The 12470-nt window shown below is 65.4% G+C and carries 11 protein-coding genes and 2 pseudogenes; 9 read left to right on the top strand and 4 right to left on the bottom strand.

Going from position 1 to position 12470, the window contains the following annotated elements; genetic code table 11:
- Positions 1 to 364: 364 nt before the first annotated feature.
- Positions 365 to 541, bottom strand: a complete 177-nt coding sequence (locus VJT49_RS15225; protein ID WP_324165462.1) for a hypothetical protein — start codon at positions 539 to 541, stop codon at positions 365 to 367.
- A gap of 129 nt (positions 542 to 670) precedes the next feature.
- On the opposite strand from VJT49_RS15225, the pseudogene VJT49_RS35595 reads away from it, so the two are divergent.
- From VJT49_RS35595 to VJT49_RS15190, 6 genes and pseudogenes are all read left to right on the top strand, one after another.
- A pseudogene (locus VJT49_RS35595) lies at positions 671 to 2066 on the top strand (IS701 family transposase).
- A gap of 359 nt (positions 2067 to 2425) precedes the next feature.
- Positions 2426 to 3904, top strand: coding sequence for an L-tyrosine/L-tryptophan isonitrile synthase family protein (locus VJT49_RS15210; protein WP_324165459.1), 1479 nt, complete (start codon positions 2426 to 2428; stop codon positions 3902 to 3904).
- Positions 3882 to 5222, top strand: a complete 1341-nt coding sequence (locus VJT49_RS15205; RefSeq protein WP_324165458.1) for a hypothetical protein — start codon at positions 3882 to 3884, stop codon at positions 5220 to 5222. The genes VJT49_RS15210 and VJT49_RS15205 overlap by 23 nt, the downstream gene beginning before the upstream one ends.
- A gap of 16 nt (positions 5223 to 5238) precedes the next feature.
- On the top strand, positions 5239 to 6000 hold the full coding sequence (locus tag VJT49_RS15200; RefSeq protein ID WP_324165457.1) for a class I SAM-dependent methyltransferase: 762 nt from the start codon (positions 5239 to 5241) through the stop codon (positions 5998 to 6000).
- Positions 6001 to 6125: 125 nt separating this feature from the next.
- Positions 6126 to 6839 carry a DJ-1/PfpI family protein gene (locus VJT49_RS15195; protein WP_324165456.1) on the top strand — a complete coding sequence of 238 codons (714 nt, stop codon included), beginning with the start codon at positions 6126 to 6128 and terminating at the stop codon, positions 6837 to 6839.
- A 38-nt stretch (positions 6840 to 6877) separates the two neighbouring features.
- Positions 6878 to 8140, top strand: a complete 1263-nt coding sequence (locus VJT49_RS15190) for an MFS transporter (protein WP_324165455.1) — start codon at positions 6878 to 6880, stop codon at positions 8138 to 8140.
- A 117-nt stretch (positions 8141 to 8257) separates the two neighbouring features.
- On the opposite strand, the gene VJT49_RS15185 is transcribed toward VJT49_RS15190, so the two are convergent.
- Entirely contained in the window at positions 8258 to 8665 is a 408-nt protein-coding gene (locus VJT49_RS15185; protein WP_324165454.1) for a hypothetical protein, read from the bottom strand.
- A 194-nt stretch (positions 8666 to 8859) separates the two neighbouring features.
- Here VJT49_RS15185 and VJT49_RS35260 point away from each other — a divergent pair.
- Positions 8860 to 10367, top strand: a pseudogene (locus tag VJT49_RS35260) (IS1380 family transposase).
- A gap of 100 nt (positions 10368 to 10467) precedes the next feature.
- On the opposite strand, the gene VJT49_RS35255 reads toward VJT49_RS35260, so the two are convergent.
- Positions 10468 to 10770, bottom strand: coding sequence for a group II intron maturase-specific domain-containing protein (locus VJT49_RS35255; protein ID WP_414635966.1), 303 nt, complete (start codon positions 10768 to 10770; stop codon positions 10468 to 10470).
- Positions 10771 to 10890: 120 nt separating this feature from the next.
- On the opposite strand from VJT49_RS35255, the gene VJT49_RS15170 reads away from it, so the two are divergent.
- Positions 10891 to 11055, top strand: coding sequence for a hypothetical protein (locus VJT49_RS15170; RefSeq protein ID WP_324165452.1), 165 nt, complete (start codon positions 10891 to 10893; stop codon positions 11053 to 11055).
- Between the two features lie 622 nt (positions 11056 to 11677).
- Positions 11678 to 12100, top strand: a complete 423-nt coding sequence (locus tag VJT49_RS15165) for a hypothetical protein (protein ID WP_324165451.1) — start codon at positions 11678 to 11680, stop codon at positions 12098 to 12100.
- 33 nt (positions 12101 to 12133) lie between these two features.
- Here VJT49_RS15165 and VJT49_RS15160 read toward each other — a convergent pair whose 3' ends face one another.
- Positions 12134 to 12334 carry a hypothetical protein gene (locus tag VJT49_RS15160; RefSeq protein ID WP_324165450.1) on the bottom strand — a complete coding sequence of 67 codons (201 nt, stop codon included), beginning with the start codon at positions 12332 to 12334 and terminating at the stop codon, positions 12134 to 12136.
- Positions 12335 to 12470 lie beyond the last annotated feature (136 nt).

Raw genomic sequence — 12470 nt, 5'->3', positions numbered from 1 at the left:
AAGGCTCCAGGTCATTCAGGCGTAGGCAACCCCCATGATCAACCGCCCTGCCGTGCCCACCCCACAACACCGAAACAACGGTGTGTCACAACACATCTCAACAGGTCACGGAACCGAAAACCGACCTTGCCCCAGCCCTGCCTCGTGCCACCAGATCGCGGACAACTCGAACCGATAACCTGCGGGTACGCGATGGCGACGGATGGCGGCGGTGGGTAATACACTCACGATCATGAAAAGTGGCCGCTGATCTGCGGTAATGTCGAATGCGGGCGGCCAAAGCCGGAAACTCGGGCTAGATGGCCACCACACGGTCAACCTCCTGCCTGCTGGGCACACGAATAACCCTCCGTGTATTGGGAGGTCAGAAATTCGGGTCGAACTCGGCCAGGGACGCATGTCGCTCGTCTGGCGCGATCTGCACGGGTTTTCCGGTCACGCTGCGGTGGCCGAGATGGTCGCCCGCGATGTCGGCAAAGTGCCGGCTCCGCCTCGCCCACTGCCGCGGACGCGGGTCGGCGTAAACAACAGCATAACTCAACTAGTCCTCAAATAAGCGCCGATACGGTTACTTGAGGACAAGTAGGGCAGCCGCACTTGACTGTTGTGGCCGGTGAGGGTTGGCGGACCCTGTTGATCACGGAGGCCGCCGTTTCGCGATGATCAGGTTGTGAGTCAAGAAAATCACGAGGCGGCTGCGGCCGCCATGGTAGAGGGGGGAGCTGGCGGTGTCGAATCTGGCCATGCCGCATGAGCGGTCGGCGCCGTGTTTTGCGCGGGCCGAGCCGTTTGCGCAAGCGGGAAAGTATGTGGCGGCGTTGATGAGTGATCTCCCACGCCAGGATGGCTGTTCGATCGCCGAGCATGCCGGGGATGCCACGCCGGATCGCACACAGCGGCTGCTCGACCACGCGGTCTGGGATCACGAGGCCGCGATGGCGATGATCCGCGGTTTCGTGGCCGAGCACCTTGGCGCGGGAACGCGGCTGGTGGTGGCGCTGGATGAGTCCGAACAGGAAAAGACCGGCGCGGCCACGGCTGGGGTGCAGCGGCAGTACCTGGGCTGTGCGGGGCGGATCGCCAATGGTGTGAACACCGTGTACTGCACGTATGCCACTCAGGATGGACATGCTCTTGTCGGTGCCCGCATCTACCTGCCGGTCGATCAGTGCGGCGATGACGAGCGCCGGGCCGCGCCGGGTATCGCTGATGACGTCGAGGTTCGCACCAAACCCAACTGGCGCAAGAGATCCTTACCGACATGGTTGCCGACGGCACGCTGCCGCCTGGGGCCGGTGGGGACGAAGTGTATGGCCGCGCCGGGCGACTGCTTGCCTTTCTCGAAGAACACGAGGTGGGGTACATGCTGTGGGTGGAGTGCACCTTCCGCGCCGAAATGGCGTCCGGCCTGAGGATCCGGGCCGATCACCTGGTGAAGCGGTATCCGCGGGCCGCCTCGTGGCCGACTTACTCGGCGGCCGGCTCGAAAGGCGAACTCGTCTACGCCTGGGCACGGATCTCCACCACCAGTCCTCGCCACTTCCTGCTGATCCGCAAACACCTGACCACCGGCGAACTCGCCTACCACTACTGCCACATCCCCGAAGACAGGCCGATCCAGATGATGACCCTGGTCCGGATCACCGGTCTGCGATGGCCCGTCGAGGAGGATCTTGAGTTCAGCAAAGACCATTTCGGACTCGATCACTCCCAGATCCGGCTCCACACCGCACTCTTGCGGCACATCGTGCTGACTATGGCCGCCCTCGCCGTCTGCGCAATCACCGCCGCCCGTGCCAAAACCCGCACACCAACACAGGTCCTGCCTGCCACCGCGGATGACGAGCCACCCGCCGACCCCGGCCTGACCGCGCTCACCGTAGCCGAGATCAAACGACTGTTCACCCTGATCACCCGCCGACACCAGCCCGAAACCCACCACCTGCACTGGATCTGGTGGTGGTGGCGACGCCACCAAGCCCGCGCACGGCTGGTACCACCACCGAGCCCGACTCCGCCGACAAACCCGCACACCACGACAACATCAAGTGCGGCTGCCCTGCTAGCGGGAAATCATCGTTCGTGGAACGTCAGAACGCCACCACGCCGGCGATCAGGTCCGGTGGCAGGTCCTTGGCGACCAGTACGTCAACATCATCCTGCGCGGCCGGGATCTGGCGGCCGCCGCTCGAGCTGCTCACCAAGGTTACCGTGGGCTCGCTGTGGATCCGGGAGCAGCTCGATCGGCGGACGCGCGGCCTGGTCGCCCCTGGCAATGCTGGTGGCGCTCAACCGGCCTGACATAAGATCATTCGTGCGGAAGTGGAATAGGTGCGGCAATTCGTTGCCAAACGCACCCTGACCGGCACTCCTGCCAATGAACAACGACCGGGGCCACAGTAATGGTGGTCACATGTGAAAGTAGGTGAGCTCGGCGGTCATGGGGAAACAGTACGTTGCTGCCGCACGCGCGGACAACTCGTTCCATTTGATCTCCGATGGCCATCGGGCCGTCGAACTGGCCGGAAAACCCGGTGCTCATCTCTACACGCAGGCGGAGTTTCGTGGAACGGCACAAAGTGTGTCGCCGGAATTCTGGATGGACACGTTCATCCCGTTACTGCGCCGCTTCTCCAGCGAACGTGTTGCGGCCCGGCTGACCGCCGCCGCGAAACGCGCCCGCACCCACGTCGACACGTACCAGGCCGGCGAGCTCGGCCCTGCCGAGCTGGCGACCGAGATATTCTTCGACCGCCAGCTGACCAGGCCACGGGAACAGTTCCGGTCCCGCGCGAGTCTGCATTGCCATCTGCGCTCCCTGCGGGAGTCAAGGGCGCGATTGCGGATCGGTTTGCCGCTTTTTTCGCGAAAGCCCGTGTCTCCGGTCAAGAACCGCGGCCCGTATCCCGACCTCGCCGAGATCGCGTCGCTGCTGCGCTGCCACGAACTGGCCGCGATGCTATCGTGGGTATACGATGAGGAAGTCGAATTCTTGATCTTCGCGGACGGCATGAAGTATCGTCGTGCGTGTCGAACAGCCATGTCGCGGGTGCAGTGGTATCAGGACGGCCTGCGGTTCTGGTCCGACCAGCTCGGCATCGGCGACTTGGTGAAGATCGTCGACTACGAGGACGCCCTGTCGTCCGCGCTGGGCGTGGACGACACCTGGCGGAGGGAATCCCGCTACGAGGAGTATTGTGCCCAGATGGCGGCGACTTACGGCCGGTATTTCGATCCATACGATCCAAAATCGAGTCTGGCGGCCATTGGCGAAATGTCGCCGGAGGGCGCCCAACTCGCATATACCTTCCGATCCATCGCATCAACAGTGTCGTATCAGACCGACGAACTGACTGAACGGGTTGTCCGCGGGGAGGACGAGGCCGCCTGCCAGTACCTGACGTATATCGGGAATGTTTTCGTTGATCTACGCTCGGCCCCGTCGGGAACGAGTTCACTGGTTGACGTCGCCCGCGATGTCGAGTTGCGCACGGAAGCATGGCAGGCCGCTATCCGCTACGTGGCGATCTCACTTGTGGACCGAGAACTGGACGTGTGGTCACTGATCAATCCGGCCGGCGTCAAAATGACGATCCACGGAAAATCCGGGGAGATCCAGATTCGACCAACCCGCTCGGAGTACACGGGTGTCACGGCTCAGCACTCCGTGGGCGGGATCACCCATTCGTCGAAAGGAAACAAGATTACCTTTTCGTATCGGCTCCAGCATGAAAGCGGTGGTGACACTCCCGTGCTGTTCGACGGGCCGGCCAGTTCGGCGGGCCGGGAAGGAATTCCCACCCTCATTCAGGCCATGGCGGTCGACCAGCAGCCGATTTGCTACGTGAGCTCCACCGGCCGTGCACCTTTGGAGATTCTCAGTGACTGTGTTGCTGACTTATAGTTCAAGCGTCGTGTGGGAGACGGTCGCGCGTCTTGGCTGTCCACCGTGTCCGAGCACGTTCACCACAACGATTCCCGCGGCGGATTTGGACAGGCTGGCGTCCGACGTCGGCGCCAGAATCGAGCGTTCCGCGGTGCGGTTGGCCCAGCGTGCCCGGCAAGGTGTCGATCTGCTGGCGGGGCTGCGGGTGTATGAGCGCGTGGACGACCTGTGGTACCGAAGAGCGGCGGCAGTCGCCGAACTGTTCCGGGACGGCAAGGTGGCCGGAAACGCCGGCTACGTGGACGCGACCACGATACAGCGCAGCGTCGTCGCCGCGATGGATCACGGCGACGGCCTGGTGTACGAACTCGGCTGGGGCCAGGCGAAACGACCGGTCGGGGGCCTGAAGACCGAGGGTTGCGACGCCGACCTGGCCGAGATTGTGGCCATTGCCCGGCTCGCCACCATGACACGGGCCACCCAACTACTGCTCGACCAGCCGGTGAGGCTGCGGATCGTGCCCGGCGGTCGCCGCTTCTACGATGCCCTGTTCACCCGGCCGGAAGCCGACGAAGCCTACAACGAACAACGCGCGGCGATCGCCACCCGACTCGGTCACGGTGGCCTGATCACCATCGCAAAGGACGCCTTCGACGACCCCGACGGGCTGTGCGAGCGGTTAGCCGCCATCGACCGGGCGTTCTGGCCTTCACCGACTCAGTCGGAGCTGCGATTCATGCAGTTCGCGATCGACTGGGCACACGTACTGGACGCCGTCGAGGCGCCACACGGCCGACGACCGCCCAATGTGCTGAAGGCACGGTGGGCAAAGCTGTCTCCGGCCAATCGTGCCTTGCTGGTGCGCCACCTGTGCGTCGCGCTGGTGAACCCGGAAACCATTGGTGAGGTGTGCGACCACTTGATCGATCGGGCGGCCTTCGCCGACTCGGTCAGCTGGATGGCGATGACGGTACGGGACTCGGCGGCCAAATACGCGCTTCTGAGCCAGATCACCCGGCGCGACGCCGGGCCACACGGACAAGCACCAGGCGTGCTTCGGCTCACGGTCATGGAAAAGGCTGACCAACCCCAGGTTCCGGTGCTCAGCCTGCTGGGCAGCCAGCACGGGAGCTTCCTGCCGCAGCATGTGGTCGCACTGGTCGCGCGGGACGGCAGGTGCTTGCGTTTCCTGCCCAGGATGTCGGTGCCTGATGGCCACACCCTGGTCACGGCCGCACTGTCCGGCACGGAACCGCGGCCACTGTTCTTCACGGACCTGTCCTGGCAGGAGGCCACGGAACTCCTGCGGAAGATCGACCTTGTGAATATGAGCTAGGAGCACACCAGCAACCATGTCGACAGAGGAATTCGCCAGCACGAAACTGTTCAGCGACCGAGCCAGCTACTACGCCAGGTACCGCCCGTCATATCCCCAGGCCATTTTGGACATGCTCCGGCGCTTGGTGCCGCCGCCGGCGGATGTGGCGGACGTGGCGGCGGGCACCGGCATCCTGTCCAGGGCGCTGGCGGAAAGCGGGTACGCAACGGTGGCCGTCGAACCGAACCCCGCCATGCGCGGCGAGATCCTGGACGGCGCACCGCCGACATTGACCGTCGTCGAGGGCACCGGCGAGGACACCCGACTCACCGCCAGTGGTCTGGATCTCATCGCGGTCGCCCAGGCCTTCCACTGGCTGGAGCCGGTGGCGGCGTTGCGCGAGTTCCGCCGGATTGGCCGCCCGAACTGCCTTGTCGCCATCGTCTGGAACACGAGGCAGTTCACCGCCACGGAATTCATGCGTGACTATCGCGCGATGCTGCTCGAACACGCGCCCGACTACGAGCGGATGAAGGCGAAATGGGCCAACCTGCGCGAGGGCGCCAAGGCATTCTTCCCAAGCTGGACGCTGGAGAGCGCGGTCGACAACACGGTACGCTGGGATCGGGACACGTTCCTGGGCAACCTGTGGTCGGTCTCCTATGTCCCGCCCGTTGGCACGGATGGGCACGACGAGATCGCCGCCGCCGCGAACGACATCTTCGACAGGCATAGTGGCGACGGGCACGTGGACTTCGTGCTCACCACGATGCTCGTGGTCGGCCCGTTGGGATAGTGAGCCTTTTCCGCGTAAGCGTTTGCGTCTCGATCGGCGCCACCGTGATCGCGAGCGACCTGATTCGCACTTCCGGCCCCACCCATGACCACCCACAGCCTCCGACCGTTACCCGGAAAGGCTCAATGAGCATGACAGCAAGTGGACAACTCGAGAAGGTGCGGGTCGGGCTCCTCGTCTATCCGGAGGTGAACGCCCTCGACGTCATCGGACCGGCTGAGATCTTCGCCGGATCGTCGCACGTCGACGTGCACCTGGTGGGGAAGACGATCACCCCGGTGCGCACCTCCGGCGGGTGGCGCATCGTCCCGACGACATCCTTCGCGGACACGCCTGAGCTGGATGTGCTCTGCGTCCCGGGCGGGGTTGGACAGATCGCGTTGATGACGGATGAGAAAACGCTGGGGTTCGTCCGGCGACAGGCCGCTACGGCCCGGTACGTCACGTCAGTGTGCACCGGCGCACTGCTACTGGGCGCGGCCGGTCTGCTGCGGGGATACCGGGCGACCACGCACTGGATGTCGCACGACCAGCTCGCGCTGTTCGGCGCGGTGCCACAGCGGCAGCGGGTTGTCGTGGACCGCAACCGGATTACCGGTGCCGGCGTGACGGCGGGCATGGACTTCGCGCTGGTGGTGCTGGGCGAGTTGTTCGGCGAGCAGGAGGCCCAGGCCGTGCAGTTGGCGGTGGAGTACGACCCGGCGCCGCCGTACACCGCGGGACAGCCGCACCTCGCGTCCGCCGACGTGGTCGCGCAGGTCACGGCGCGGGCCGTGGCCAAGCAGGACAGCAGGCTCGAGACTTCGAGGGCCGCGGTGCTGCGCCTTCGCGACTTGTGATCACCCAGCTCGTTGTTCGGTGCGTGAAGGAGTGATTCTTGGATCGGGCCAACGTTGATGACACCTCGATGTCGGCGCCACCCCTGCGCGTCCTCCGGATGGTGCCGCTGAGCGCGGCTCAAGCTCTGTTCCAGTGCGGCATCAGCGTCGACCTGACCCTGACCGGCTTGGTCGGCTACGAACTCGCCCCGACGCCTGCGCTGGCGACGCTCCCTTTCGCCGCGATCACCCTGGGCGCCGCCGTGATGAGCGCGCCGGCGTCGTGGTGCGTCAAGAAGTGGGGCTACCGGGTCGCGTTCCGGCTCGGCGCGTCGGCGGCGGCCGTCGGCGGCGCGCTGTCGGCTGTCGCCATCTGGCTGCACCTCTTCCCGCTGTTCGCTGTGGGTACCCTTGCCGTGGGTATCTACCAGGCGTTCGCGAACTACTACCGGTATGCGGCGGCCGACAGTGTCCGGGCGCAGGACCGAAGCCGGGCCATCTCCGCCGTGCTGGCCGGCGGGACTATCGCAGCGATCATCGGACCGCTCCTGGCCGCCGCCGCCAGGGACGTCTTCCCCACGGCCTACGTCGGATCCTATTTGCTGGTGAGCATCCTGGCACTGGCGTCGACACTGGTCCTTGTGACGTGGCGCGGCGAATCACCCGTCACCGCGCAACCCGAACCCGACCGCACTCCCGCCATGACCGCCGCGGCGCCGCGGCGACTGGCCGACATCGTGCGCCGGCCGGCATTCCTCGTCGGCGTAGGCGGCACCGCACTGGGCTACCTGGTGATGATGGAACTGATGACCGCGGCGCCACTGGCAGCAGTCGAACACGACCACACGGGCGTCCAGGGCGCGCTCATCGTGCAATGGCACCTGCTCGGCATGTTCGCGCCAGCGTTTTTTTCCGGCTGGATCATCAGCAGGCTGGGTGCCATGGCCGTGTTGTGCTCGGGTATCGCGCTGTCCGCCGTGGGCGCCGTCATCGACATCGTGGGTACCTCGGAGGTTAACTTCATGGTGGCGCTACTCGCGGTCGGCGTTGGCTGGAACTTCCTGTACGTATCGGGCACCACGTTTATTGCCAACTCGTACGACACGCACGGACGCACCAGGGCACAAGCCGGCGCGGAACTGACGACCATGACCTGCTCGGCCATCGGCGCGTTCTCCGCCGGCGCCCTGCTCGACGCGTTCGGCTGGGCCGGACTCAACCGCATGGTCCTCGTCCCCCTGCTCATTTGCGCAATCCTGGCGTTCTACTACGCGCGAGCGCGCCGGGGCCCGGCAACACCGGCCGGATCGATCGGATGTTGAAGCGTGGGGTAAGCGGGACGCATTGCTGCGCCCGCTCCCCTCAGAACCGGGCGTGCCCGCTTTCCAGGCACCACGGCTCAAGCAAGCCCCATGGGCGACGGGGCTTCTGCCTTCGCGTCATCGCTGGTGCACTGCCGCTTCGGCGAGCACCCGCCGTTGGCGGTGCGCGTGCGGGAGCCGGTAGAACGTCCGATCCTGGCCGTCGACGTGTTCGACGATGTATTGCTTACGCAGCACTCGCCGGACAGTCATGAACCACTGTTCCCATTCTCGCGGAGTACGTGGTTCGTGGTCGGCGTGCAGCAGCAGTTCCCCGCAGGCCGGACAACGTCCGCCCTGAGCTCGCAAGAGCCGGGCGGTGTGCTCATCCACCGGCGGGGCCTTCCGCTTGCGTCGCCGTTCGGCCCAGTAGCCGGCGAGGTGCGGGTCGTCCGGGGACGATCCGCCCTGCACCGGGAAATGCCGGACGATCTTCGCCCAGGCGAACTTCGTGAGGTAGGCGCCACTGTCGCGGTCGCCGAACACCCACCGATCCTGTCTGGACTTGTTGAACTTGCCGAAATACCGGGTGGCGACCCAGCCTCTCGACTTGTCCTTGAGCAGGTGTGTCGGTCGTGTCGGATCGGCTCTGAGTAGGGCAAAGGCCTTATCCTGTCTGGGTTTGCGACCTCAACGCAGCCCGGACAAGAAAGGCCTTTGTGGTGAGGAAGGTACCGCATGTGCAGAGTCGGCGGAACGCGACACGTCGGCGGCGGCGGGTGGCGGCGCGTCACGCGCGGGCTGGGCACTGGGCCGTGCAGTCCACGCCGATGCTCGGCTCGCAGAAGGTGTCCTACGAGGTGGGCGGGAACGTGGACGCGACCTGTTTCGGGGGGATCGCCGCGCTGCACCGGCTGGTGGTCAGGTTGGGTCTGGTGGATCGGATCAACGACGATCTCGAGTTGGTGAAGGTGCACCTGCCGTATCACGAGTCCGATCATGTTTTGAACCTGGCCTACAACGTGGCCTGCGGCGGCACCCGCCTGGAAGATATCGAGCGGTTGCGGCACGACACCGCCTACATGAACGCGCTGGGTGCGGATCTGATCCCCGATCCGACCACGGCGGGTGATTTCTGTCGCCGGTTCAGCGAGACCGACGTGGTGGCCTTGATGGAGGCGACCAACGCCGTGCGTGGGCAACTGTGGTCGGGTCGGGGCCGTGAGTTGTTGGGCCCGATGGCCTACATCGATGCCGACGGCACGATCGCGCCCACCTGCGGACAGTACAAGCAGGGGATGGACATCTCCTACAAGGGTATCTGGGGATACGCCCCGTTGATCGTGTCGCTGGCCAACACCAAGGAGTGCTGTATTTGGTCAACCGGCCCGGTAACGCGCCCAGCCATCAAGGCGCGGCAGCGTGGATCGACAAGGCGATCGGGTGGGTGGCCCCGCACGCCGAGCGGGTCTGTCTGCGCGGGGACACCGACTTCTCGCTGACCGCGCACTTCGACCGCTGGGCCGAGAAGGTCGACTTCGTCTTCGGTATGGACAACACCACCGCGCTGCGTTCCCGCGCCGACGCTCTGGCCGAGTCGGAATGGACACGGCTGGAGCGGCCCGCGCCGTATCAGGCCGGCACCGGGAGCGCCCGTGCCCGCCGGGACAACCACAAACAGCGCATCGTGGCAGAACGCGGGTATGTCAACCTGCACCTGCACCACGAAGACGTCGCCGAATTCGACTACCAGCCCGGCAAATGTGCCCGCCCCTACCGGGTGGTCGCGCTGCGTAAGAACATCAGCAAGACCCGCGGCGAGCAGGTCCTCTTCGACGAGATCCGCTACTTCTTCTACATCACCACCCGCACCGACCTGTCCGCGGCCGAGGTTGTCGCGTGCGCCAATGACCGCTGCGACCAGGAAAACATCATCGAACAGCTCAAAAACGGCGTAAACGCGCTACGCGTACCGCTGTATGACCTGGTCTCCAACTGGGCCTACATGGTCATCGCCGCCCTGGCGTGGAACATCAAATCCTGGTTCGCCATGATGATGCACCGCCACCACGACCGGCGTGACTACATTCGCAGGGAATTCCGCCGCTTCGCCACCCACATCATCCTCATCCCAGCCATGGTCATCCGCCGCGCCCGCAGCATCACCATCCGGCTCATCGGCTACCAACCCAGCCTCGACCGACTCTTCAGCACCAGCAACACCATCGAACGCACCCGCTTCGGCTAACCCGCACCCGATTCCCGGACCCGCAATCCGCAAACCGACCGTCGCGGCAACCGCGGCGGCGACCACACCTGCCCACAACCGGAAAACCAGCGCCACACCCTCACCACGACCACCGCCACACCAGCCGATCCACGCCATCACCGCGCCCCAAACCACCCACCAACACACCCGACACCCACACCAACAAGATCAACTCAACCACGGCACGATACGGGAACCCGACACGCTTATTTGAGGACTTGTTCGGGTGCGAACGTCTGGCCCACCGGTAGGTGAGGTGCCAGACGTGATGGTCAAGGCCGGTGAAGATCCGGCCGGAAACCACGCTCCGGTAGTAGGCCGGCCAACCTCGGACGATCGGGTTGAGTCGGAATATCACTGCGGCGGCGTTCGAACCGTGCATGCCGCGCACTTCCGCCGACCGCGAGCACCGCCGCCGTCTCCCGCGCAAGGCGGCGGCCTCGGTCAACCCCGGCGGCGCGCTGCTGGTGTACGACCGCATGCTGGACGAGGACCCCGAAACGTGGAGAACCTGGTGTTCAGCATCGACATGCTGCTGGTCAGCGACGGCGGCTCGGAGTACCCGGCCAAGGAGATCCGCGAGCACGCGGCGGAGGTGGGCTTCACGGAGTTCTCGTCGAAGCCCCTGGGCGACTACGACACGCTGGTGGTGTGCCGCAAGCCCTGACGGGCTTTTCGTGACTCGACCCCCTGCCCACCCGGGCCAGGGGGTCGGCTCATGCCCCTCGTCGGCCCCCGGCAAGGTCCTGACTCGAAAATCGGCAGGTGAGTGGGCACGCCAGGTCTGCCCCGGTGGGCGCTGGGTCCGCTGGACTACCACCACGCGGTGAAGGGCTGGACCTTCGCTGCCATCGGCTGGTCCCTGACCGACTGCTGACGTGCTTGGGGGTACGAACCAAATTCGGCGGAAGGGGCCGTCTGCCGTCCAACAGGGGCGTGGTGAGGGCATGTCAACCCCCGTGCCGGACCGGCTTGCGTCAAGGCGGCGAGGCTGCCCGGCTCTCGGTCGAGGGACACGGCCGAAACAGCAGCTGGCACGGCGGAGCATCGCACCACCGAGCAACGCCGACATGATGATCGTCGTGATACTCGCGCAGCACGCGTTTCCAGATCGCGTGGGGGAGTCCTGTGCCCGCCGCTTGGGCTGAGCCTGCTCCTTCCTGGTGAACCAGGGTGATTCCGGCAATTCGGACATCTCCCGGGGTGTATACAGGGCCGTGTTCCGAACGAGGGAGGTAATGGTGGAACGCAGGGAAAACCCGTGGGGAAGACGGGCGCGAGCTGCGCTCGTGGGCGCGCTCGCAACGGTCATGGTGGTGGTGTTCGCGCCGCAGGTGCAAGCGGCGACGAATCCGTACACACCTGAGGGTGTCTGCGGCTCCGGCTATCGGCGCGTCTCGCCGGACGCGACGCTGACTCTGAAGAACGGCTCGCAGGTGTGGGGCCACACTTACCTGCTCTACAGTTCGGCCACGAGGAAGAACTGCGTGGTCACGCTCAAGCAGTTCGAGGTCGGCGTGGAAACCTTCACCGTCGCAGACTTGCAGGTGCAGGGCTCGAACATGGTCGGGGACGCCGGCTACTACTCGTACTACGCGGGGCCGTACTACGCGTACGCGCCGGGTCGGTGCGTCCGCATCCACGGCGTGATCTGGGAGGACGACATGGTCCGCTACGCGCAGGCGTACGGGCCGTACGGCTGGTGTGGCTGACTCATCGGCGTCTTCGTTCCATACTTCGACGAACTACTTGGCCCCGCTGCTGGTCAGAGACTTGGCGCGAGCCAGCTGCACCGCGGCCTGAACCAGCGCGGTCCTGGTCTTGGCCTGTGACCAATCCACGGTCTCGGGCGCGAGTTGCCCGCCGCTGGTCACCGGCAGGCCGGGCGGGAAAAGCCGAGCCTGGCCTACCAGATCGCGCGGGAGCTGGGGTTGGATCGGATGCACCGCGTGCGCGGACGTTTCCCGCGGGTCTACACCATGTACCCCCGGTTCGCAGGAGTTCGCGGTTTCCGACCGGGGCGGGCTGGTCGTGGCCAGGTCGAATGGTGCGACCGGTAACCACCGGCCGCCGGTGCCGTCC

The organism is Amycolatopsis sp. (assembly GCF_035276945.1).
In the GTDB taxonomy this organism is placed as follows: domain Bacteria; phylum Actinomycetota; class Actinomycetes; order Mycobacteriales; family Pseudonocardiaceae; genus Amycolatopsis_E.
Note: the sequence above shows the minus strand (reverse complement) of the source record. Positions and strands in the feature narration are given on the sequence as shown.

What these genes read in the sequence shown, in the direction of transcription:
- VJT49_RS15195 (WP_324165456.1), top strand. Translation starts at nt 6,126, where the DNA reads ATGAGCATGACAGCAAGTGGACAACTCGAGAAGGTGCGGGTCGGGCTC.
- VJT49_RS15200 (WP_324165457.1), top strand. Translation starts at nt 5,239, where the DNA reads ATGTCGACAGAGGAATTCGCCAGCACGAAACTGTTCAGCGACCGAGCC.
- VJT49_RS35255 (WP_414635966.1), bottom strand. Translation starts at nt 10,770, where the DNA reads ATGCACGGTTCGAACGCCGCCGCAGTGATATTCCGACTCAACCCGATC.